Genomic DNA, 23,933 nt, shown 5'->3' on the forward strand with positions numbered 1-23,933 from the left:
CAAGAAGGCTGTAATTATGTCAACACTTCCTATTTTCCTTTTTATCAAAAAACGCAAACCTAACCTTTGATCATTTCTCGGATTCATTTGGCGTTCTGACGAATCTGTTGTATACTATTATGCAGGCTATTTTTTACAGGAATCAGGGAAAGGAAGCAGGTGATCATCTATGACCACACAACAAAACGATTACCGCGTTCTCTTATACTATAAATATGTTCCGATTGAAGACCCCGTTGCCTTTGCCGATGAGCATCGCGCCTTCTGCCAGGAACTCGGCGTAAAAGGACGCATTTTGATCGCATCGGAAGGAATCAACGGCACCCTTTCCGGCACAGTAGAGCAAACGCGAAAATATATGGAATATATGAACCAACATCCACTCTTTCACGACATGCCGTTTAAAGTGGATGAGTATCACCAACATGCCTTTAAAAAACTGTTCGTTCGGCCGAAAAAAGAATTAGTTACCTGGCGTCTGGAAGATGATGTGAAACCCTATCAAAAAACGGGTAAACGCCTCTCGCCAAAAGAATTCTACAACATGCTGCAACGTGACGATGTCATTGTCCTGGACGGTCGCAACGACTATGAGTACGATCTGGGTCACTTCCGTGGCGCGATTCGTCCCGAAGTTCGCACCACCCGCGATTTCCCCGATTGGATTCGCAACAACCTGAAGGATTACAAAGATAAAACCATCATTACCTACTGTACAGGGGGCATTCGCTGTGAAAAATTGACTGCCTTCATGTTGGAGGAAGGGTTTGAAGATGTCTACCAATTGGAGGGCGGGATCATCTCCTACGGCAAAGACCCGGAAGTCAAAGGGCAGCTTTGGGATGGCAAATGCTATGTCTTTGATGAGCGAATCTCGGTTCCCATCAATCAAGTGGAAGAAACCGTCGTGGGGAAATGTTATCACTGTGGCAATCCGACCGATCGTTACATCAACTGCGAATATGACTTCTGCCACAAACAACACCTCTGTTGCGACGAGTGCGAAGAAACCTATCAAGGGTACTGCTCTAAAGAATGCATCGAACAGGATATGGTCAAATGCGAAGGTTAAGCATAACGCCCCGATTCACGGGGCGTTCTTTCATGTTCTTCACTCACTTCAACTCCTCCAGCAATTCACGCAAAAACTCTTCCCCCGCCTTGTCCAAACGCTGATCGATCCTGAAATTCATGGCGCTTACGGCAATAGTGCTCGCTCCGATCGTCATCTTCATCGGTTGAACCTCTCCTGGATACACGAGAAACGCCTTTTGCGTTTGTATTTGGTGTCGACCAAGCCAAGGGGCTTGTTCGTTTCCCTATCATAAATGACCAGATCCATGGTGAAGTTCCGTTTTTTCGCTATGGTCAGCTTTTCTTGCACTGCCAATAGGAATCGCTCCGGCAAGTGTGACTTCATCCACTCCGCCACAAACATCTCATATAGCCTGGGCATATAAATCAAAAAGGGGGCAAACGCGTTTTGGCCCAAGTCTTGCGAAGGCACTTCCATATCAAGAAGAAAGCGGCATAACGCATGGTACCACGCGTAATCGCGATTTAAGCGATGATACCGCCGATGCAAGCAATCGTCAGCGGAATGAGCCTGCAAGGACACCGAATCAGCCAACGCTTGAACCGCTTTTCTGATGGTGGCGACAACATGGGAACGGATGCAATAACCTCGGCGCAGCACGCGATAAAGCGTCCACAAAATGATCCGATTCTCTTCATTGTCCACCACTAGATCCTCATACGAGCAAGGAAATGTCAGCGAATGTTGATGGGATGGCATCGCGTCAATCTCCCACCGCCCCCTGATATAAGGCAAGGTTTCTTCTTTGATGACATACTCCTTATGCAATCCTTGTTTATGACGTCTCAACACCGCCAAAGCCAGAAGGTGCGCCACCCTTTCACAAAATCCATCCAGCGAATCAATGGTTGCGTCCCCCTCAAACAGACAAACACTCTTTAATCGGTAGGCGACCTCTAACATCTGAAACAAATGGCCCTGCGGAAACTGGGGCCGGATATTAATGCCCACTCCACTCTGAAGCGGGAGAAAGCCAATCCACCCCTTTGCTTTGAGCCGCCAATGATTTTTCGTTTTAAGCGATGGGAATTCAAGATCAAGCCATCGTGCGTATTTCTGGCATATCTCTTCTCCTGCTTCCTCAGACAAACGCGAGCGGGGAACATCCACCGTCCCATGTTCAACCAGTTCAATCCACATTCTCTGTTTCATCTCAACAACGATCCCTTCACCCGCTCCCAACGGAACCGTTCCACTAATTCCAGCCGGTCAAAAAACAGTTCTTCCAAATAAGGTTCAATCTCCATTTTCCAGATGTCTTCTATCACAGTGTGCAGATCTTCCACCATGAAAAAAGAGTGACCCAGCGCAAACGACGATTCATCCATCAATGCGTTGATCTCTTCCAACACTCGGATTAACCCGCTTACTTCCACGCCCTTTTTCTGATGGAAGCGGCGCAATTGGTCAAAATGGGGGGCCAACTGCAAAAAGGCAAAGCGACGGCGCAAAGCATAATCCACTAAGGCAATGGAGCGGTCCATCGCATTCATTGTACCGATCAAACGCACATTGCCCGGAATGGAAAAACGGTTTCCTCCCGCCAACGGAATCTCCCTTTCCCTATATTCCAACGCAAACATTAACTCCCCAAAAACGCGGGGTAAGTTCGCTCGGTTAATCTCATCGATCACCAGCACGCACAGGCCGTTTTTTCCGCGCGCACGCTCACAAAATTCCAAGAAACGACCCGGTGTCAGCGAATAGGTCAAGGTCCCTCCTGGCGTCGCCTCCGGTCGCAAACCTTGCATAAACTCCTCATAGCTATAATTTGAATGAAATTGAATAATGTCGTAAAACCCATCCCCCTCACTGGCCAAGAGCCGGGCCATCTTTTGCGCCACATACGTTTTGCCCGTCCCCGGAGGCCCGTAAAAGATCACTTGCCCTTTCCGGTGAAGCGCCCGCAGCCACCGTTTCACCTCTTCTTCCGCATAGCCCGTATCCGCGCAAAAAGTTGAAACCGGATAAGACAACGGCACCGACTTGCTTCTTTGTTCCCTCTCTCTCAACGCAAGGCTGAACATCTGCTCGTACTGCTCCCGGGTAGCTGGGAAATTGGTTCCCGGGTTCCCCACTAACAGATCGGCTAAAATCGGATCTTTACCTGCTTTCTCTTTCAGCAAAGGGAAATCCGTCATATCCAGGTCAATCTCTATCTCACATCGATCCATTTCTTCCGCCATATCATCCGCTCGCACATATTCCATCTCAACAGGATCGCCCATTCCTTTAAACACTTCCGTCCTTACGGTCGCCAAGGCATAACACCCCGCATTTGACCCCGTCAACCACATCATCACTTTATCTCCATTTTTGATGCGGTGCTTGAACCTTGACACTCGCCAAGTTTTCAAGTTTTCATCCCGGACGGCCTGCTTAAAGTCATATTTCTTCGGGTTACATTGAAATATCCAATAGTTTGGCTTCTCCAACACCCCTACCAACTTTGGATGTTCTGATTGAATCTTTTGCAATATGCCAAAAGGACAAGCCGTGATTGGACGATCGTGTGACATGGCAGATTGACCTATCGTCCTTGTCAGAGCCTCGAGCAATGTAGGAGGATGTTCTTCATACGGTTTCATGCATATCCGCACCGTTTGTTCCGTCTCGTCATGATGGTCCACCAAAAGCAACACCTCCTTGATGTGACCTTTCCGTTTAATTGCTCGGCTGACCAACAGATCGCCTGGTTGCATCTCATGAAGGAATGAAGCGCACTCGGGATGGATTCCGCTTCGCATCTCCATCAGGCTTATTTTTGCAGTCAACCATCTCTCTTCGAACATCGATGGATCGATCAGCCAAACATTCCGTCCCCTTTCTACTGGTTGCTCCTTTAATCCTTCCCGCAAGATCACCGGACGTTCCGTTCGTTGGATGACCGCCTCTTCCAACCGGGGAATATGTTTATATCTGAAGCTGGATTTTTTCACATTCGCTAACAATTCCGTGATCCGCTTCAATGTCGCTCCGACACACTCCCATAACGCACCCATTTGTTTAATCTCTTGGTAGTCCACTTTCACACACAAGACGTCCGGATGGTGAAATTCGTAAGATTTTTCATAGCGACATCGATCATCCAGCAAAGGAAGTCGGCTGCGCATGAACGGCAACCGCACGATGAGGCGACCGTCTTTCTTTCCATAAAAGCCCAAGAGGAGCCAATTGCCGAAGTTGTAATGAATGCCATTCAAATCCTTGCGGTAAGTAAACGCAAACCGCGCATCTTCCGGAACCCACCCCAACTTGAAAGAGGTTTCGCGCATAAGTTCACACGCCCACTCAGCGATGGCGGCACTTTTGAAGATGGAGTCAAAAGGTTCCCCGAGCCTTTGAACTGTCCGTTCATCCATGATGTTCGATTCGTGATGTGGTTTGCCCATGTTGCTTTCAACTCTCCCATCAACCCATTATTTCGTTTTTTCTTAAAAATGGCCCATTAAAAACAACTCCTTCCTCAAACAAGGAAGGAGTCTCCCAAACTACTTGATTGGTTTGGCCATGCTGTTTAATCGTTCGGGTACTTGAATATCGACTTTTCCTACCTTATTCAGCTTCATCGTCATTGCAATGTTATTCTCCGGATAGTAGGAATCAATCCAAATCTCTTTAATCTGATAGGTCTTTTTATCGATCGTCAACCTCTGTCGCATTTCTATCAATTCGATATCCGTCGGCTGCGGATTTTCCTCATTGGGGAACAGATTGTACGCCTCCAGCTTTTGCAATCGCTTTTGCAAAGCCAACCGCTCTTGTTCCGGCGCTTTCCATTCCAAGCGGTAATCGCCGCTTTCTTCCGACAATTTGATATCGCCGGAATATTTTTTGGTATAAGCCAAATAACGGGGCAGATGGGGAACGTAGCCGGGATAAGGATATATTTGCACAATATAAGGCAGGTCTAGCGCCGCATATGTATACCATTTCGCCTCTGGCGTCGTCATCAGTTTCTCGTAGACTTCATTCCCGCTCACATAACCCTCCAACGGAATTTGCATCCCTTCATCTAAGCCGGAGATTTGAATTTTCCCTTGGGCAAAATCAGCTTTAACCGTTGCATAAAACCCTTCTCCTTCAAGCCGGTATGTGGACTGCGGATTCTGTTTGAGCGCTTGCTCCGCTTTCTCCACAATCCTGACAACCTGTTCATTCGCTTCGCTGGGAGAGGTTGTCGATAAACCATCCCCAAAGGAAAACGCACTGCATCCAGTGAGCCCCGCGAGCACCAACGCCATCAACAACGCCCATCGTTTCACACGCAAGAAAGGCACCCCTTTCACAACTTTTGATGACACCTAGCATCATAACACGATCAAGGAGAAAAACCCACCCTTTCTGGCGAGATGGAGAATCCGACTAAGAAAAACATGGTAAAATGGGAATGGGTGATCCCATCCGCTGATCCGATCGAGCGGACTTTTTCTTTTCCGTCATGCATGTCTCAGTGCCACCATACGTTCTTGTTAGGGGGTGAACCAAATGATCGTCTCTCGTAAACTGCCGGAAAGCATTAATCGCATTGTGGGCCAATTTCCTGAAGAAGTGCAAGATTTTTTCTTGGAAATGATCAGCGCCGACCGTTCCAAACAAACGATTGCCAACTATGCCTATGACTTCGCTCTCTTTTTTGATTTCTTGCAAGCGTGCGGCAAAACGATATATAAAGTGGATCCCATGACCATCAAACGTTTTTTTCGCCATATAGAAAATGGTTATGAACGAAAGGTACATATCAAAATGAAGAAAAAAGACCCCATGACAGGGGAAATGAGAGAGGAGTGGGTGGAACGCACCCATTTCCGCGAAAACTCGCGCAGCGGCAAACAGCGCAAGCGCGCTTCCCTCCGCTCGCTATTCCGCTTTCTCGTGAAGTCCCATGTCCTTGACCGCGACCCCATGGAAGAATATGAGGATGCGACACTCAAATCGCGCGCCCGTTCAAAGGTGCCCGTGTTTCTGACCCGAGAAGAAGCCTTAAGGCTCATCCAGGCGGTCAACCGTTACCACCAAAAGAAAAATACCAAAAGCCCCAATTGGATTGAAGCGCGTGATCTCGCCATTCTTCTGATGTTTTTGAATACCGGGATGCGCGTGTCGGAATTGATTCATCTCAATTTGAACAGCATTCAAACTGATGGGCAAGTGTATCGCATCATCATCATCGGTAAAGGCGGCAAAGAGCGCATGTTGAAATTGAACGGCAATGCCATGGATGCGCTCAAGACATATCTGGATCTCAGACCACGAGATCAAGTCTCAAAAGAGCACCACAACGCCTTGTTTCTCAATAAGAATTACCAACGGATCAGCCGCAAAGGCATCTCCGAAATCATCAAAAAATATGTGCGGGAGGCCAATCTCCCTCCGAAAGCGGCCAACATCTCCCCCCATAAACTGCGCCATACCTTGGCCACCCTGCTTCTCTCGAATGGGGAAAACTTGCGGGTGGTGCAAGAGATTTTGGGCCATTCCAGCATACAGACCACGCAAATTTACACGCATGTCATCAACACGGAAAAAGATGATGCTTTGGATCGCCTGAACCAGATGCTATAACGGTCAAATGGCGTTTCAAGAACAAACATTCTACCAAATGTTTGTTCTTTTTTCTCTCTTCATGTATACTAAGAGTATGAGAATAAGGCTCGTGAACGCTTACAATAAAGGAGATGAGAAACTTGAGCAAACTTTCTCCACGCCAACAAGCTATTCTCGATTACATACAAAAAAACGTACTGGAAAAAGGATACCCACCGTCCGTGCGGGAGATTGGCGAAGCGGTTGGTCTCGCTTCCAGCTCCACTGTCCATGGTCATTTGGCGCGTTTGGAGAAAAAGGGTTTTATCCGGCGCGACCCAACCAAGCCACGCGCGATCGAACTTCTGCACCGACCTGAATTGCCCGTCAAAGCGCAAGTGGATACCGTCTTAGTGCCATTGGTTGGTAAGGTAACCGCCGGAGAACCGATTACGGCGATCGAAAATATTGAGGAGTATTTTCCGTTGCCGCGCCGTCTTGTCGGTGAAGACCAAACCGTGTTCCTGTTATCGGTTCGTGGCGACAGCATGATTAACGCTGGGATTCTCGACGGTGACCATGTGGTGGTTCGCCAACAACGCACAGCCAACAACGGAGATATCGTCGTCGCCATGACCCCGGACGGAGAAGCCACCGTCAAACGTTTCTTCCGCGAACCGGATCATATCCGGTTGCAACCGGAAAATGACCAACTGGAGCCCATTCGTCTTCCCGATGTGACAATCCTGGGCAAGGTGATCAGTCTGATCCGCGAAGTGATGTGAACGCGATATCATGAGAGACAAGCCTTCACCTTGTTGTGAAGGCTCTCTTTATGGAGGGAATGGCACATGAACAAAACAGCGCTCGTGCTGGGCGCAACAGGATTGATCGGCAGTCATGTCACTCAGCTGTTGCTCAAGGACAATCGCTACAAAGAAGTTCGTCTGCTTGTCAGAAAATCAACGGGGATCCACCATCCAAAATGCCGGGAGCATCTCATTGATTTTGCCGATTTGGAATCAAAGCCCCCTCTCTTCGCCGTGGATGATCTGTTTTGTTGTTTGGGCACAACAATGAAAAAAGCCCAAAGCAAAGAAGCCTTTCGGTTGGTTGATTACACTTATCCCCTCCAAGTCGGCCAGTTGGCCAAGTCCCAGGGGATACAAAGTTACTCACTGATCTCCTCGATCGGCGCCAATCCACGTTCCCCCTTCTTTTACACCCGCACCAAAGGGGAATTGGAAGAGGCCTTAACAGCGCTCGATCTCCCCGCCCTACATATTTTCCGCCCTTCTCTTCTGCTGGGTGAACGACAGGAAACACGCTTGATGGAAGACTTGGCCCAACGGTTAACTCCCGCCCTTAATCCGCTCCTGGTTGGTCCGCTTCGTGCCTATCGTCCGATAAAGGAAGCCACCGTCGCGCAAGCCATGGTGTATCAAGCCCAGTCCGGTTTAACGGGGACCCATGTCGTTGAGTCATGGGAGATGGAAAAATTGGTTGCATCCGCAACATAGACTTCACTAAACCAAGAACAAATTAACATTTCATAATTATATGGAATCATATTTATGCCCGTTGGAAATTTATGGTATGATGATCCTGAACATACCCAATAAAGGAAGGATTCCATGAAGCCGGTCCGTGCGTTATTGTTGTTTGCTTGCCTAAGTGTCATCGCATATTACGGATACAGGTACGTTTTTTCCCTCGATTATCTCACCCTGACCAATCGAAGCGGCCACTGGGAAGCGACAGTTATCATCACCCCGTCCACCGATGAATACACCATTCAATATCAAGGCCCCGACGAAGCGGAACCGGATGAAGTTTACTATCAGCTCCTCATTAACAATAAAAAAGTGGCTGAGGGGAATGTGGGTCTGTACTTTGGATCCACTCCCCCCTTCCAATCCAATCACCCTTACCGCGAAACCGATCAGTATCTGCTGATTATCCAATGGGACGGCAACGAAGAAATCATCCTGCTGCAATAGCAAAAGCACTGGTCGACGGATGCGTCAGCCAGTGCTTTTGCTTTGTTGATCATGCGTTTTTCTTCACAAACTTTTCAATCCGTTCCAAGGCCTTTTCCAACTGCTCCATTGAAGTCGCGTAGGAAATCCGAATGTGGTCATTGGAGCCAAAGCCGGAACCGGGAACAACCGCAACCATGCCTTCTTCCAACAAAGCGGCGGACCACTCGTCAGGTGTTGTGTACTTGCCGGATTGGTTCAACGCTTCACGAATATTGATAAAGGCGTAAAACGCACCCGCCGGCGTTTGGCAATGGAAGCCGGGGATCTCGTTAACGCGCTTGACCACATAGTCGCGGCGCTCTTTGAACGCTTGTTTCATTTCGGCCACCGGTTCATGCGTGCCACCCAGCGCAGCAATGGCCGCATATTGGGCAATGGAAGTCGGGTTGGAGGTGCTGTGATCCGACAAGCCCGACATCGCTTTGATCAGCTCGGCCGGCCCAGCGGCGTACCCAATCCGCCAACCGGTCATGGAGTAGGTTTTGGACACCCCGTTGATGATCACCGTCCGCTCATACAGCTCTGGGCTTAAACTAGCCATGCTGACATGCTTTTCATCACCATAGATCAAATGCTCATAGATTTCATCCGACACCACGAGGATATCGTGTTTCACGCAGACTTCCCCAATCGCGCGCAATTCCTCTTCCGTATACAGCATGCCCGTTGGATTGGACGGACTGTTCAACAGTAATGCTTTGGTGCGATCGTTTATTGCCGCTTCCAATTGGGCCGGGGTAATTTTAAACTGGTTTTCTTCTTTCCCATCCACGATGACAGGCACTCCGTCAGCCAGCTTCACTTGTTCAATATAGCTTACCCAGTACGGAGCGGGAATGATCACTTCATCCCCTTCGTCCAACAAGGCTTGGAACAAGTTGTAGAGCGCATGTTTCGCACCTACGGTTACAATGATTTGATTAGCCTCATAGGTCAGACCATTGTCACGTTCGAACTTCTCGATAATCGCTTGCTTCAGCTCAACAATGCCGCTGGAAGGTGTATATTTGGTATAACCTTTGTGCATCGCTTCTTCAGCCGCTTTAAGGATATGTACAGGCGTATTGAAGTCAGGTTCACCCGCCCCCAATCCAATCACATCATGGCCGGCCTGTTTTAAAGCTTTGGCTTTTGCTGTGATGGCAAGGGTTGGGGATGGTGCTAATTGTTGAACGCGTTTGGATAATTTCAACATGTGGACCTCCCTTGTCTGGACAAGATATCACCCTCACCATCTTATCATGGTTTCACACTCTTAGACCAGTTCTTTTGTCTCGCGTGCGATCATCAGTTCCTCGTTGGTTGGAATCACCAATACTTCCACCTTGGAGTCCGGTGTACTGATGCGGCGTTCCACTTTTTTGCGCACCGCGTTTTCTTCTCTATCGATGTCGATGCCGAAGAAACGTAGGCCCTCACATACTCTTTCGCGAATCAAGGATGCGTTTTCCCCCACTCCCGCGGTGAAGAGCAATACATCAATGCCATCCATCGCCGCCACATAAGAGCCGATCACTTTCTTGATTTTATAGATGTACATGTCGATCGCCAACTTGGCTTGCTGGTTCCCGTCAAACATCGCTTCCGTCACTTCGCGCATGTCCGAAGAAATGCCCGACACCCCCAAGAGTCCGCTATGCTTATTCATCATGGAGCTCACTTCGCCAATGGTCAGTTCTTCTTTGGCGATCACAAACGGCACAATCGCAGGGTCGATATCACCACAGCGCGTACCCATCATCAATCCTTCAAGCGGGGTCATGCCCATGCTGGTATCCACTGATTTCCCACCTTGAATCGCCGTGATGCTCGCCCCGTTCCCGATGTGACAGGAGACGATCTTTAGCTCTTCCAGCGGTTGGCCTAGGAACTCCGCCGCACGCTGGGAGACATATTTATGCGAAGTGCCATGGAAACCATAGCGACGCACTTTATATTTTTGATACAGCACCCGTGGCAAAGCATACATATAGGCATAGTCGGGCATCGTTTGATGGAAAGCCGTGTCAAACACCGCCACGTGAGTGGCATGTGGCAATTGCGCTTGTGCCGCATCGATTCCCAATAAGTTGGGAGGATTATGGAGCGGTGCCAGATCAATGGTCTTCCGGATCGCTTGGCGCACTTCACTATCGATCACAACAGAGCTGGCGAAATACTCCCCGCCATGCACGACGCGATGGCCGACAGCCGCCACTTCGTCTGCGCTTTGAATCACGCCATCCTCTTGATCCATCAGCAGATCCAACACTTTTTTCATCCCCACGCGGTGATCGAGGATTTCGCTGATGAGCACCTTCTCCTCTCGGCCCGTCACCTCATGTTTGATCATGGCGCTTTCCGTGCCGATTTTCTCAACAAGCCCTGTCGCCAAAACTGACTCGTCAGTCATATCAAACAGTTGGTATTTAATCGAAGAACTTCCGCAGTTGATTACTAAGATCTTCATGCCTGCTCCTCCTTCTTGATCCGCTCGCCATCTTCGCTGTAGTGGAAGAAGCCTTCACCCGTTTTGACACCCAAATGACCGGCGCGTACCATTTTCTTCAGCAATGGGGCCGGGCGGTATTTGATATCGCCAAACTCGCGATAGAGACGTTCCAACGCCGCCAAAATGGAGTCCAATCCAAAACGGTCCGCCATTTCCAATGGACCCGATTGAAATTGATAACCTATTTTCATCGCCCGGTCGATATCTTCCGCGCTGGCTACCCCTTCCATCAAGGTGTACAACGCTTCATTGATCAGGAGGCAGATGAGGCGAGTCGTCACGAAACCTGGAGATTCGTAGACCTCAACCCCTTTCATCTCCATTTGCTCCAGTAAATCCACTACCGTTTGCACCGTCTCTTGCGATGTTTTCAATCCGCGCACCACTTCAACCAGCGGAATCTTGGGCACCGGATGCACAAAGTGAAGACCGATCACCTTGTCCGGACGGTCCGTTGCCGCCGCGATCTCTGTCAAACTGAGGGTCGACGTATTGCTGGCCAGAATCACATCTGGACGACACAATTCATCGCACAGTGCGAATAGCTCTATTTTGGTATTGAGGTCTTCCACGACCGATTCAATCACAAAATCAGCGTTTTTAAGGGCCGCCGTATCAGCCGTTGCATGGATGCGCGACAACGTCATCTTTTTTTCTGCCGGCGTAATTCCCCATTTCGCCAGTTTTTTATCTAAACTCATTTCAATATGATGATAAGCATCTTTTGCCAGTTCATCATTTTTCTCAATAATCGTCGTTTCAATCCCCTTGGATGCCAAGAGCTCGGCGATGCCTTGCCCCATGGTTCCACCGCCGATCACAACAATGTGTTGAATGTTTGCCACGATGTTCGTACTCCTTTCGCTCGATTAACCTTGTCTATTTTAGCAGGTTCTGACTTCTATTTCGTTAACATTTTCCGAAAATCGTCTTTGGAGAGCACTTTTTCCTGTAAAATGACAGAATAATCTACGAAATATCCCCTCATTCCATACCTCTCCATAGGTTGCTCCATCCCCTTATAAAATATATAGCCTGGACACATGCTGGTGAATAAAAGGGTTCCCTTAACTAACGCAAAAAAGCCTTGATAAGTTTTTATCAAGACAACCCATCGCAAAGATATGTACCTGCCATGAATCCTTTTGAAATCGAGCCGCTTGGTGTGTAGATACAACAATGGATATGATTATAGCAGAAACGGATGAAGGAAGCAAAGATGAATCAGTTTGAGCAAGCCGTGGACAAGAATAAAACGTACTTTGCCGGAGATTTCCATTCTCTATGTCGTATTTTCCATGCTGTCCAATCTCAGAAACAGAAAAAACGTCCGCTGTTCAGGCGGACGTTTTTTCGCGCAACAGCTGTCTGAACTCTTCACCGGTTAAGACTTCTTCTTTCATCAGGATCGCGGTGCACTCGTCAAACAACGCTCGATAACGCATTAACTGTTGCTCTGTTTTGCTGTACAAGTCATTTAAAATCCCCGTCGTTGTCTCATGCAACCGTTCTTTGGAAATCAAATCCGGATCGATGATCCCCAACTCAGACAAGCCGCTTTGCACCAGCCCACGGGCATAGCGATTCGCTTGTTCATAATCGTTTTGGGCCCCTGTACTCTTCGAATGCAAAATCAATTGTTCCGCTGCCGCACCCGCCAGGCAAACTTGAATCCGCCCTTCCAACTCTTCTCTTGTATAAAGATAACGATCTTGCCCCGGATGTTGCCGCACATAGCCCAACGCTTGGCCCCGCGGAGCTAAAGCCACACAGGAGACCGACCCCGGTTGCACCGACTCCGCCATGATCGCATGTCCCAGCTCATGGACCGCCACCCGCATTTTCTCTTCGTGGGATGCTTCCCGGTCGGTCTTTTCGCCCATCATCACTTTATCGATCGCCGCTTGGAAATGGGCTGGTTCCAGTTGTTTCTTCCCTTCCCTGAGCGCATATATCGCCGCTTCGTTGGTCAAGCTCTCCAATTGTGCGCCTGAGAAGCCAAAAGTGTCCTGCGCCACTTGCTCTAAGGATACTTCCGGGGATAACGGTTTGTTGCGGGCATGCAACGACAAGATTTGCAAACGGGCTTGTTTATCCGGCAAATCGACAAGTATATGGCGGTCAAAGCGGCCGGGACGGAGCAAGGCCGGATCCAACATCTCTTTGCGGTTTGTCGCCGCCATGACCAAGATTCGCACCTCTTCGTCCACACGAATTCCATCCATCTCCGTCAGCAGTTGGTTCAACGTTTGGTCATATTCCCGTTGTTGGCCGCCTTCTCGTTTGCCGCCGATCACATCAATCTCATCAATAAAGATAATGGCACTTTTCTTTTCATTCTTTTTGGCCGCTTTGCGGGCATCTTGAAACAAGCCCCGAACCCGTTGCGCTCCGACCCCGACATACATCTCCACAAACTCACTGCCTGACGCGCTGACAAAAACGGAATCCGTGTAATGAGCCGCCGCTTTGGCCATCAAGGTTTTCCCCGTGCCCGGAGGACCAGCCAACAGAATCCCTTTGATCGGGCGTATCCCATACTCCAACATTCGATCTTGGTGCAAAAGAAAGTCTAATGCTTCTTTCAATTCGTTTTTGGCATGTTCTTGCCCACCGATCTCTTCAAAGCGTGTCGTGGGAATCGCGGAAGCGTCTCCCTTGTTGGCCCCTTGTTTTTGTCCAAGCTTACCCGCTGACATGCGCCCTCCTTGCATGGACATCACTAACCAAGCGATGGCAAGTACTACCAAAAGCGGAAGTGGATTCATTCCGAGGAACATGAGAAAAATAACGGTGGCTAGGCCAACACCTGCCATCAGATAAAAGAACATCCTGATCCACCTCGCTTTCAATATCTTTGTTCTGCTTCATTCGATGAATCTATTTCCAGCGGAACCACTTGTCGCCATGTTTGACCTTTATGTCCCAACTGCATATAGACAAAGCGCTCATCCATTTTTACATCATAGGTGAGCTTATGCTTCTCCGCCACCCGTTTCAGGGCTTCGGGAATCAGGGTGTATCGTTTGGTGGCCAAGGCTTCGCGGAGCGCGAATTGCAACTCATCCCACGCCTGATCCACTGCGGGTAAACGCCCGTTGTCCAACGTCACGGTCAATTTGCGATATCCCGCCACCTGTTCCAGTTCCGCCAGCAGACGGGGGTATTGATTCATGAAGTCATAAGCCGGCTCTATTTTTAAATTCAACCTTACCTCGGTTGGCATCACTTTCATCTCTGTTACATGTAGTCCTGCTTGTTGACCAATGATCGTATGAATGGGTTTGGTCACCAACCACCATTGGCTCGCAAAAAACCCCCCCATGAGGATTACCAGCGTGACCAACAAGCTGCTCACCAACACTTTGGTTTGTTGTCTCATCGGCCCGCCTCCCTTCAGCAACAGTTGTCGCATGATGAATTACATACAAAAGTATATCACAATCTGATATATCAAACCGAGTGACAAAGCTTGGAAATAAAAAAACAGTGCTTTTCCACGCACTGTTCAAATGAACTCATAGGTTAACTGTTGGACTTGTTCGCGGTCCGGGGCCTGAATCAAAAGCGTGACTCGCACCAAACGATGCGGTCTCACAACGGCCAACTTGTAAGCCACTTTCATTTTGTCCGGCAAAGCAATCGCTGCATCGTGAAATAAGGTTTGTTTTATTTTATCCAACAGTTTCCCTTCATCAATATCTACCTCAATCACATCGGCCTTTTGTCCATTGACCTGAATCGATGGACCCTTGCGATAACTTTTGGCCATTTCCAAGACAAAGGCAAGGTGATCCCTCGGTGAAACCAAGCCCGCTTGCCATGTGGTCATCACTTCTGTTTTGCTGCGATGGTAAGCGTAAATGCGCTCTTCCTTCCTTTGCATCACCAGCTCGCGTGAAGGCAATTCCTTCAAGCTCCAGTCTTCCCCAGCTTGCTTGCCCAGAAAACGGCGCTTGCCCCGCATGGGATCCACCATCATCTGAAAGGGGTATTCCTTCTTATGCAATTGTTGATTAATCACTTGCCGCGCCTTTTTGACCAGCTCCGCTTGTTCTGAAGCCGCCTTTTCTTTGGCTGTGGGATGGGCGGCAAAGGGATTCGCTTGACAGGCCACCAACAGAAAACAAGCGAGACAACTCATTATTCTCTTCATCACCTTCACTCCTTTACCATCATACGTACGAGCGAAAAGTCGCATTTAGAATAGGAGTTGTCTCAAACCGGCCTCCATTTCGAAGAGAAACCTGTTGGCAGCATCAGAAAAGCGCTTCTCCAGCCTAGTATGGTACTGAAGAAGCGCTTATGCACAAAGCTTCCCTTAATGATTGGTAACAAAGCCAACATCTTGGTTGATGGGGCAAAATGTGTTAGTCATATTGCCAACCGCTTCGGTGATACTAACAACAACGAGGGAGGTGATTCTTTTGCCGCATCCTTCCCTGCATCCCAATTGGATCCCCGAGCTTTTACAAACACACCTGTCCCAAGAAGAACTGGAGAAAATATCGTCTTTTCTCCACACAGAAACATGGATATCCCCTTCAGCGCGCCAACGCCTTTGGATTGAACCCGTTCCTGATATTCCTCTTCGTTTTCATCTGGATATTGATATTCAAGAATAACCTGTTGTTAGTATGACAAAGAAATTCCTGCCTATACCTTCTGCCTTATTCATCTGCACTGCCAACTTGTGGCAGTGTTTTTTTTGGCTCTGCCGCTTCAGCGAAAAGCGTTCACTGCAGCAACGCTTGAAAAGCGCGGTTCGCTTCATGCCGGATCTTTTCCTCATCCAAAGTCAACAGTTCGCGGTTCACCATCAAAGGAACCCCGTTCACATACATGTCCACCACATCCTCACGCGAGGCGGAATAAACGATATGCGACACCACATCATGCAATGGTTGCATATGGGCCCCGGTCAAATCAAGCGTGATAAAGTCCGCTTTTTTCCCTACTGCCAAGGTTCCGATTTCTTGATCGAGGAATAAGGATTCCGCCCCGTAGCTTGTTCCCATCTTCAGTGCGGTCAGTGCGGGTACGGCTTCAGGGTCTTGATTGATGCCCTTATGAATCAATGCGGCAAGTTGAATTTCCTCCAAGAGGTCCAAGTTATTGTTGCTGGCGGCGCCATCGGTGGCCAAGCCTGGACGAATGCCTTTTTTGAGCATTTTGGGAATAGGTGCGATTCCGCTTCCCAGCTTTAAGTTGCTGCCCGGATTATGCGCCACTTTCACATCATATTGTGCCAAAATCTCAATTTCTTCATCCGTCAAATGTACAGCATGCGCCACCAATGCAGGCAATTCAAAAAAACCGAGCCGACGCAAGTGTTCAACTGGACGCACACCGTAATCCTGCACATTTTGCGCCACTTCCTTGGCTGTTTCGGACATATGGGTATGGAGCGGCAACTTCAGTTCTGCCGCTTTTTCCACAAATCGTTGAATGTAATTCGGCGGGCAGGTATATGGCGCATGGGGAGCAAGCATCGTCGTAATCCGTCCTTCTGCTTGTCCGTTCCACTCGGTCGCAAAGCGAACCGCTTCATCAAACTTCTGATTCTGGACTTCCTCACTGCACAGACCAATCACGCCACGGGTTAACCGAGCTCGCAGTCCCGACTCCGCCACCACTTGCCCCACCATATCCATGTGATCGTACATGTCCAAAAAGCAGGTCGTCCCGGACCGAATCATCTCCACCGCCGCGAGCGCCGTGCCCGCATGAACTTGGACATTGGTGAATTTCGCTTCCATTGGCCACATATGCTCTTCCAGCCATGTTTTCAGCGGCAAATCATCCGCATACCCGCGCAGCAACGTCATGGCGGCATGGCCATGGGTATTGACCAAACCGGGCATGATCGCCTTGCCCCGACAATCGATCACTTCATCGTATTGCGCTTGTTCTTGCTCGGATGGAATCGTTCCCACATATGTAATCTTCTCGTTCTCCACGCCTAAAGCGCCTTGTTTGATCACTTCAGCGCCATCCTGCATGGAGATGATCGCCGCATTGGTAAATAATCGTTTCAAAAAGATTTCCCCCTTACTTTCCCCTCTTTTATTTTACTGTACACGAAGAGAAAAGAATTTCATAGCCTATGCCGCTCTATAAATTGCAGGATATCATCCAACCTTATCTTTTTCCGCAATCCGTCAGCAAACAAATCCCCCTTTTTTTCCAACCGGTCAAAAATATTCGCACTGGTGAACTGCTTCGGGGTCAGCTCCGGGGTCAGTTCTTCCCATAAAAGCGGGGTGGAAACCGTGGCTTCAGGCACGGCCCGCAACGAATACGGCGCGATCAGTGTTTTCTTGTGCCAATGCTGAAGGTAATCAAAATAGACTTTGTTCCCGCGCTTGTTGACCATTCGCTCCACCGTAACCAAAGCGGGGTGCAGTTCCGCCAGGTAATGGGAAATGAATTTGCCGACCTTGCGCGTCTGTTCATACGTGTAACGCGGTTCCAGCGGAATATAGATCTGCAACCCGCTCGCGCCCGATGTCTTCACAATCCCATCCAAATTCAGCTTATGGAGAAGTTCCCGTATCAGCAGGGCCACTTCAACGACACGCAAAAAATCTGGCACACTTGGATCCAGATCAAACACCAATTCGGTTGGCATCAAAGGATCATGAATCGTGTTAAAGGAGACATGCAACTCCACACAAGCCAAGTTGGCCAACCAGATCAGGGTGGGGGCGTTATTGAGCAAGACGTATTCCACTTCCCCATCACGCTTGGTTTCAATCCAGTCCGGACGATGGGCAGGAACATTTTTTTGATAAAAGGACTTGCCATTCACCCCATCCGGAAAGCGGATCGTGGTCAACGCCCGATCTCGGCAATAAGGCAGCAAATAAGGGGCAAGCCGATAGTAGGTTAAGATAAATTCCCATTTGCTCACATGGGGAAACAAGAGCTTCTCCGGGTTGGATATCTTCAATTCCATTCCGTCCACTTTGACCAGTCGGTGATCCATCCGCATCCCTCCATTCTAGAAACCTCGATTGACAAGGGCAATCGCCATGTGAGCCGGGCAGTCATGAGTCAAGAAAAGCGGCCTGCACCCACGTTTTTGTGAAAAATTTTGCCCATGTTGATTTTCATATTCTGGGCAAAATACAATCAAGGGATTTCTTCTGACAAGCTAAGTGTTGTTCTTTTACTCATATTGTGTACTTTTCGACCAAAATAACTTATCGTATCGACACAAACTTTTCGAGGTGAATGATGAAGCCTATTATTCCAATGGAGCCCAAAAGCAGTGAATTGATTCCACATGGACACGATTGGATAGCGCAAGTGAAGTGGGATGGGGTTCGCGCCTTGACTTACTGCGATGGCCATGAAGTTCGGCTGTTCAACAGAAGATTGAACGAACGCACGTTGCATTATCCGGAGCTTACAGATATCCAATCTTACTGTCATGCCGACTCAGTCATCCTGGATGGGGAAATCATTGCACTGGGTGCGGACGGGAAACCTTCTTTTCATGAAGTCATGCGGAGAGACAGCATTCGGAGAATGGACAAAGTGCCTCAAGTCCAAAAGCTGGTTCCCATTACATACATGATTTTCGATGTGATTTTTAAAAACGGGGAATGGTTGAATCACCGTTCATTGAGTGAGAGGATGGAAATCCTTTCGGATATCATTAAGCCCAGTCGCTCTGTGCAAATGGTTTCATCTCATGATGATGGACAGGCATTGTTTCATGTGATACGGCAGCATGGCATGGAAGGGATTGTAATGAAAAAGAGAAACTCCCCATACCTTATCGGAATGAAAAAAGATCTCTGGTTGAAGGTTAAAAATTATCGCGATTTGATTGCCGTCATAGGTGGATTTACATTGAGTGGTGGAATAGTGAATGCCGTTCTTTTGGGACTTTACGATGATGAAAAGAGATTCTGGTATATTGGCCACACGGGAACCGGAAAGCTTTCTGGGCAGGATTGGCGAGAACTGACCGAAAGGCTGAAACCGATTGTCATCAAAGAAAGACCTTTTGTAAATAAACCTGAACGGCATTCGGATGCTTATTGGGTTCAACCGACATTAACGGCAAAAATAAAATATGCAGAATGGACAGAAGGACATTCCCTGCGTCAACCTTCCATCCAGGCGTTTGTTGATGTGCCACCCCATGAATGTCTGATCAACCCGGATAAGTTGCGTTAGGATAATAGCAACGTTATGCTCTGAACAAGTATCGGTAACAAAGAAAACTAACAGACAAAGCGGATGTGACCGAAGACGCCATCAAACTCAGCATAATGATCATTTGGTATTTAACGGCTATGATCGGGGAAACTCCAGCGATGATCATTCCCGTCATCATCCCCGGCAAATGAACCAAACCGATCGTTTTAAATGAGTCGATACTGGGAATCAGAGATGCTTTCACCGCTGTTTCAATCAGGTCTTGACTCGCTTGGCGGATGGTCGCCCCAAGGGCCAATTTCCCCATAATCTGCTCCCTTGTATGTTGAAACTCATGATATAGTCGTTCCAAGGAAAGGCCTGTTATGACCATGGTATTGCCAATAATCATTCCGCTCATCGGCAAAACGTATTGAGCCCGGAAGGGAACAACATCAAAAAGCAACCAAACAAAAAGAGAGACGGCTTCTCCAAAAGAGATGGCGGCAAATGCAAAGACAAATGATCGTTTGAGCCATTTCCCCCGTTTCGCCGCATCATGGGCGGCGATGCTGATCATCAATAACAGAAGCCCAAACAAGAACCATCCCGTTTCAATAGAAAAAATCCACGTTATCAGATATCCCATCAAAAGAAGCTGAATGGAGCCTCTAATGGTTGACCATAAGATTTCTTTCTCTAAACCAAGATGCTGTTGATATGAAACGGTCAGCGGAATCAACACAAAGGTTGCCGTGGCCAATAAAACAAAAAAGCTGATCTCCATAGCCATCATTCACTTTGACTCCAATCGTGATGGATAGTTAGATCCGGCACATGCCATAAGATCTTCGCCAACATTCTTCCATTCACCCATGTCATTTGCACTTCCTCCCTGTTGTTACTTAGCGGTCTTGATTGAACTACTCAAGGGATTTAAAAGCGTTTTAATTTTACAAAACCCGTTCCTTTTGGGTCAACGATGCCTTAGGATAAGGATGAGACCAATCGGCTGCATGCCAAAGGAGAATCCTGATGGCACATCTTCTCATCATCGACTTTGAAGCGACTTGTCATGAAGCCAAGCAGGAGGCACCTCGTCATTTCAGTTCGGAAATCATTGAAATTGGCGCAGTCCTCTTAGAGGTTGAGACGCTGAAAATCAAGGAAACGTACCAACGCTTTGTCAAACCGACGCGCTTTCCGCAATTGAGCCCGTTCTGCATGCAGTTGACATCAATCACGCAAGCGTGGGGATGATTTCTCGCGCTTATTTTTATTTTTTCAAAATCAGGCGATTACTTCCTTTATTAATGCTATTAAATTAATGAAAATATGAAAATGATTTAAATTATCTATCAACAGTAATATAATAAAAATTGCTAATAAGTATAGTTGTCTATACAAATACACAACTATATACCTAGCACCACCAGTTATGTTTCATATTCCAGACTTCGTGAGGGGTGACATCATGAACATCAAAAACAGGAAATCTCTTTCTCTCGCCGTAGTCTTACTGTTGTTGCTCACGATCGTTCCGCTGAGCGCATTTGCCGTTAGCGAATGGCAACCCAACGTAAGCTACAAAGTGAATGACACCGTCAGTTATGGCGGAACGGTTTACAAATGTTTGCAAGCTCATACATCTCTTGTCGGTTGGGAACCGCCCAACACTCCCGCTTTATGGCAAAAAACGGATGGCGGCGGAACCCCCACGCCTGACACGCAAGCCCCCACTGCACCATCCAACTTAACCTCACCATCGCAAACTTCCAGCAGCATCACTCTTTCATGGAACGCCGCGACTGACAACGTGGCCGTCACAGGCTATGATGTGTACCGCGGAACGACGAAAGTAGGGTCTGCCACCACCACTTCTTATACGGACTCCGGCTTAAATGCGGACACTTCTTACAGCTACTCCGTCAAAGCGAAAGATGCGGCGGGTAACGTTTCCGCAGCGAGCAACACCTTGACGGCCAAGACGAAGACGGCCACAAGTCCCGATCCCCAACCGCCCACGTCCAAGAAAATCATCGGTTATTATCCAGCCTGGGCCACATATGGCCGCAACTATCAAGTGGCGGATATTGACGCATCCAAGATCACCCATATCAACTACGCTTTTGCCAATATCACCAACGGTGAAATCGTCGTGGGCGACACTTATGCCGATACGGACAAGTTCTTCCCTGGAGACTGTTGGGATCCCGGATGCAAACGCGGTAACTTTAACCAATTGCAAAAGCTGAAAGCGGCTTATCCTCATCTGAAAACGTTGATCTCTGTGGGCGGTTGGACTTGGTCCGGCGGCTTCTCAGACGCGGCCTTAACCGATGCGTCCCGCACCAAATTCGCCGACAGCGCCGTTCGGTTTGTGAGACAATATGGTTTTGACGGCGTTGACCTGGACTGGGAGTACCCGGTTGGCGGCGGACTCAATCCGGGTCGTCCGGAAGATAAGCAAAACTTCACCCTGTTGCTCCAAAAAATGCGTGAAAAATTAAACGCCGCCGGCCAACAAGACGGCAAGAAATACTTGTTGACCATTGCCAGCGGCGCTAGTCCAAACTATGTCCAAAATACAGAATTGGGCCAAGTGAAAGACTATGTCGACTGGATCAACATCATGACCTATGACTTCCATGGCGGATGGGAAAACGTCAGCGGCCACAACGCGCCATTGTATGTGGACCCAAGTGATCCGTCACCAAACAAAAATGACTTCAATGTCGCCGCCGCTGTGCAAAATCACATCAACGCCGGTGTTCCCGCGTCCAAAATCGTCATGGGAATGCCATTTTACGGCCGTGGATGGCAAGGGTGCAAGTCGACCAACAACGGACAGTACCAAAGCTGCACCGGCACCCCGACCGGCACGTGGGAAACGGGTGTATTCGATTTCTCCGACCTCGAGAACAACTATATCAACAAAAACGGTTACACCCGTTACTGGAACGACACATCCAAAGTGCCCTATCTGTACAACCCATCCAACGGAGTGTTCATCTCTTACGACGATGCGGAGTCCTTCGGTTACAAAACCAGCTTCCTCAAGTCTAAAGGCTTGGGTGGGGCCATGTTCTGGGAGTTATCCGGTGACCGTAACGGCACCTTGCTCAACAAATTGTATAATGATCTCAATTGAGACTCCACACGGCTGAAGCCGTGGGATTCTTGGGTAGTTAATGTCCTCAATCCATTTCTACTTTGGACAACTCCCAAGTTCAGGGCTGTCTCATCAGCCCGTCCCATGCAGTTCTACAACTCATGTTGCATGTACCCACATGGGCGGAACGCCTGTTACCAGCGTTCTAGCTCCGTTTCACCCACTCTCATGATTTTACCCAGTGGGAGAGATTGGTTCGCCACTGGAACCCCATATCATGACGTACAGAGGGAACAAAACCCACTACCAGTGGGATGAGCACCGCTCATGTGTTTGATTGTACTGAAAATTGTTTCTCTTAGCAATAGGGATTACCGAGCAACGCCGACTTTCATCCCACGATTGAAACCGTGGGCTTTCAGTCAGCAAAAATCTGTAACGGAAAAAAGCAGCCGGTTGATTAAGACCGGCTGCTTCCCGTTTAAACTTTTTCTTTTAACAAGGACTCAATTTGCTCTTTGCATTCGCTTGGCTTGGTATTGGGCGCAATCCGTTCCACCACTTCACCTTGGCGATTCACCAAAAACTTGGTAAAGTTCCATTTGATCGCTTTGCTCCCCAACATTCCCGGCGCTTCTTTACAAAGGTACTGATACAGCGGATGGGCTTGCTCGCCATTCACATCGATTTTGGAAAAGATCGGGAACGTCACGCCGTAATTGAGTGAGCAAAACTCGGCGATTTCCGCATCCGTTCCCGGTTCTTGACTCATAAACTGATTGCAGGGGAACGCCAGAATCTCCAGTCCTTCGCCATGGTAACGCTCGTATAACTCTTGCAGCTCTTTATATTGGGGCGTAAATCCGCATTTGCTCGCCGTGTTGACGATCAACAGCACTTTTCCTTGATAATCGGCCAAGCTTTTGGTTTCACCGTTGTTCAACACCGCTTCAAACTGATAAACCGTCATCGGTCTCCCTCCCTTCTCTCAATGCGACGGCATGATATGTACTATACGCTTCTTCAGTAAACAACACAAACCGCACTTCTTGCAAGGGAAGTTGCTCACCGTTCCGAGCGAACATTTGGCTGCCAGGTTAACCGGGAAACGGTAAATTCCTGTGTGATCGCCGGAAAAGCCATGCTCCGGGCCCCATATTGGGCAGCCAAAATGAAGCAATTCCAATACGCTTCACACAGCAGGTTTTCTTCATTTTGCTTGCCGCCGTTCCATACCGGCCCCACTGTATGGATCACATATCTCGCTTGCAATTTTCCTCCGGTCGTGATCACGGCTTTCCCCGTAGCCAAGCTTCCTTGTCTGGCACGAATTTTCCTGCACTCGTCCAAAATCGCAGGCCCACCCGCACGGTGAATGGCCCCGTCGACACCACCACCACCCAATAAACTGGAATTGGCCGCGTTGACGATCATATCAACTTGTTCTTTTTTGAGACTCCACACGGCTGAAGCCGTGGGATTCTTGGATAGTTAATGTCCTCAATCCATTTCTGC

The 23,933-nt window shown here is 48.5% G+C and carries 22 protein-coding genes; 8 read left to right on the forward strand and 14 right to left on the reverse strand.

Features of this window, described 5'->3' with window-relative positions; translation table 11 throughout:
* Nucleotides 1-169 precede the first annotated feature (169 nt).
* A complete protein-coding gene (gene trhO, locus ACFQNG_RS05270) occupies nucleotides 170-1,072 on the forward strand; it encodes an oxygen-dependent tRNA uridine(34) hydroxylase TrhO (protein ID WP_379863836.1) in 903 nt (300 codons plus the stop codon).
* A gap of 159 nt (nucleotides 1,073-1,231) precedes the next feature.
* Here the strand turns inward: trhO and ACFQNG_RS05275 are convergent, their stop codons facing one another.
* From ACFQNG_RS05275 to ACFQNG_RS05285, 3 genes are all read right to left on the reverse strand, one after another.
* Nucleotides 1,232-2,248, reverse strand: coding sequence for an McrC family protein (locus ACFQNG_RS05275; protein WP_379863837.1), 1,017 nt, complete (start codon nucleotides 2,246-2,248; stop codon nucleotides 1,232-1,234).
* Nucleotides 2,245-4,488: an AAA family ATPase gene (locus ACFQNG_RS05280; protein ID WP_379863838.1), complete on the reverse strand. Its 2,244-nt coding sequence runs from the start codon at nucleotides 4,486-4,488 to the stop codon at nucleotides 2,245-2,247. Before ACFQNG_RS05280 ends, ACFQNG_RS05275 begins: the two co-directional genes overlap by 4 nt.
* Before the next feature lie 99 nt (nucleotides 4,489-4,587).
* Complete coding sequence (locus ACFQNG_RS05285; protein WP_379863839.1) at nucleotides 4,588-5,367, reverse strand: hypothetical protein; 780 nt, start codon at nucleotides 5,365-5,367, stop codon at nucleotides 4,588-4,590.
* A 217-nt stretch (nucleotides 5,368-5,584) separates the two neighbouring features.
* Between ACFQNG_RS05285 and ACFQNG_RS05290 the strand changes: the two genes are divergently transcribed.
* The 4 genes from ACFQNG_RS05290 (at nucleotide 5,585) to ACFQNG_RS05305 (ending at nucleotide 8,622) form a co-directional block, all read left to right on the forward strand.
* Complete coding sequence (locus ACFQNG_RS05290) at nucleotides 5,585-6,661, forward strand: tyrosine-type recombinase/integrase (RefSeq protein ID WP_379863840.1); 1,077 nt, start codon at nucleotides 5,585-5,587, stop codon at nucleotides 6,659-6,661.
* A gap of 122 nt (nucleotides 6,662-6,783) precedes the next feature.
* Nucleotides 6,784-7,407 carry a transcriptional repressor LexA gene (gene lexA, locus ACFQNG_RS05295; RefSeq protein ID WP_379863841.1) on the forward strand — a complete coding sequence of 208 codons (624 nt, stop codon included), beginning with the start codon at nucleotides 6,784-6,786 and terminating at the stop codon, nucleotides 7,405-7,407.
* 66 nt (nucleotides 7,408-7,473) lie between these two features.
* On the forward strand, nucleotides 7,474-8,142 hold the full coding sequence (locus ACFQNG_RS05300; RefSeq protein WP_379863842.1) for an oxidoreductase: 669 nt from the start codon (nucleotides 7,474-7,476) through the stop codon (nucleotides 8,140-8,142).
* A gap of 114 nt (nucleotides 8,143-8,256) precedes the next feature.
* The gene (locus ACFQNG_RS05305; RefSeq protein ID WP_379863843.1) at nucleotides 8,257-8,622 is read left to right on the forward strand and encodes a hypothetical protein; all 366 of its coding nucleotides are present in this window, start codon (nucleotides 8,257-8,259) and stop codon (nucleotides 8,620-8,622) included.
* Nucleotides 8,623-8,671: 49 nt separating this feature from the next.
* On the opposite strand, the gene ACFQNG_RS05310 is transcribed toward ACFQNG_RS05305, so the two are convergent.
* From ACFQNG_RS05310 to ligD (ACFQNG_RS05345), 8 genes are all read right to left on the reverse strand, one after another.
* Nucleotides 8,672-9,856 (reverse strand): pyridoxal phosphate-dependent aminotransferase, encoded by a 1,185-nt coding sequence (locus ACFQNG_RS05310; RefSeq protein ID WP_379863856.1) that lies wholly within the window; start codon nucleotides 9,854-9,856, stop codon nucleotides 8,672-8,674.
* Nucleotides 9,857-9,919: 63 nt separating this feature from the next.
* Complete coding sequence (locus ACFQNG_RS05315) at nucleotides 9,920-11,113, reverse strand: acetate/propionate family kinase (RefSeq protein WP_379863844.1); 1,194 nt, start codon at nucleotides 11,111-11,113, stop codon at nucleotides 9,920-9,922.
* Nucleotides 11,110-12,000 carry a 3-hydroxyacyl-CoA dehydrogenase family protein gene (locus tag ACFQNG_RS05320; protein ID WP_379863845.1) on the reverse strand — a complete coding sequence of 297 codons (891 nt, stop codon included), beginning with the start codon at nucleotides 11,998-12,000 and terminating at the stop codon, nucleotides 11,110-11,112. Before ACFQNG_RS05320 ends, ACFQNG_RS05315 begins: the two co-directional genes overlap by 4 nt.
* Nucleotides 12,001-12,492: 492 nt before the next feature.
* Nucleotides 12,493-13,986 (reverse strand): AAA family ATPase, encoded by a 1,494-nt coding sequence (locus ACFQNG_RS05325; protein WP_379863846.1) that lies wholly within the window; start codon nucleotides 13,984-13,986, stop codon nucleotides 12,493-12,495.
* A gap of 17 nt (nucleotides 13,987-14,003) precedes the next feature.
* Nucleotides 14,004-14,537, reverse strand: coding sequence for a hypothetical protein (locus ACFQNG_RS05330; RefSeq protein WP_379863847.1), 534 nt, complete (start codon nucleotides 14,535-14,537; stop codon nucleotides 14,004-14,006).
* Nucleotides 14,538-14,663: 126 nt separating this feature from the next.
* A complete protein-coding gene (locus ACFQNG_RS05335; RefSeq protein ID WP_379863848.1) occupies nucleotides 14,664-15,311 on the reverse strand; it encodes a hypothetical protein in 648 nt (215 codons plus the stop codon).
* Nucleotides 15,312-15,891: 580 nt separating this feature from the next.
* Entirely contained in the window at nucleotides 15,892-17,157 is a 1,266-nt protein-coding gene (locus ACFQNG_RS05340; protein ID WP_379863857.1) for an amidohydrolase, read from the reverse strand.
* A gap of 95 nt (nucleotides 17,158-17,252) precedes the next feature.
* Entirely contained in the window at nucleotides 17,253-18,143 is an 891-nt protein-coding gene (gene ligD / locus ACFQNG_RS05345; protein WP_379863849.1) for a non-homologous end-joining DNA ligase, read from the reverse strand.
* Nucleotides 18,144-18,394: 251 nt separating this feature from the next.
* Between ligD (ACFQNG_RS05345) and ligD (ACFQNG_RS05350) the strand changes: the two genes are divergently transcribed.
* Nucleotides 18,395-19,345, forward strand: coding sequence for a non-homologous end-joining DNA ligase (ligD, locus tag ACFQNG_RS05350; RefSeq protein ID WP_379863858.1), 951 nt, complete (start codon nucleotides 18,395-18,397; stop codon nucleotides 19,343-19,345).
* A gap of 13 nt (nucleotides 19,346-19,358) precedes the next feature.
* On the opposite strand, the gene ACFQNG_RS05355 is transcribed toward ligD (ACFQNG_RS05350), so the two are convergent.
* Complete coding sequence (locus ACFQNG_RS05355) at nucleotides 19,359-20,102, reverse strand: ABC transporter permease (RefSeq protein ID WP_379863850.1); 744 nt, start codon at nucleotides 20,100-20,102, stop codon at nucleotides 19,359-19,361.
* Nucleotides 20,103-20,341: 239 nt separating this feature from the next.
* Between ACFQNG_RS05355 and ACFQNG_RS05360 the strand changes: the two genes are divergently transcribed.
* Nucleotides 20,342-20,566 (forward strand): exonuclease domain-containing protein, encoded by a 225-nt coding sequence (locus ACFQNG_RS05360; protein WP_379863851.1) that lies wholly within the window; start codon nucleotides 20,342-20,344, stop codon nucleotides 20,564-20,566.
* 214 nt (nucleotides 20,567-20,780) lie between these two features.
* Nucleotides 20,781-22,457 (forward strand): glycosyl hydrolase family 18 protein, encoded by a 1,677-nt coding sequence (locus tag ACFQNG_RS05365; RefSeq protein ID WP_379863852.1) that lies wholly within the window; start codon nucleotides 20,781-20,783, stop codon nucleotides 22,455-22,457.
* Nucleotides 22,458-22,899: 442 nt separating this feature from the next.
* On the opposite strand, the gene ACFQNG_RS05370 is transcribed toward ACFQNG_RS05365, so the two are convergent.
* The gene (locus tag ACFQNG_RS05370) at nucleotides 22,900-23,388 is read right to left on the reverse strand and encodes a glutathione peroxidase (RefSeq protein WP_379863853.1); all 489 of its coding nucleotides are present in this window, start codon (nucleotides 23,386-23,388) and stop codon (nucleotides 22,900-22,902) included.
* A 95-nt stretch (nucleotides 23,389-23,483) separates the two neighbouring features.
* Complete coding sequence (locus ACFQNG_RS05375; RefSeq protein ID WP_379863854.1) at nucleotides 23,484-23,852, reverse strand: macro domain-containing protein; 369 nt, start codon at nucleotides 23,850-23,852, stop codon at nucleotides 23,484-23,486.
* Between the last annotated feature and the right edge of the window lie 81 nt (nucleotides 23,853-23,933).

The organism is Laceyella putida (assembly GCF_042665195.1).
Lineage (GTDB): Bacteria > Bacillota > Bacilli > Thermoactinomycetales > Thermoactinomycetaceae > Laceyella > Laceyella putida.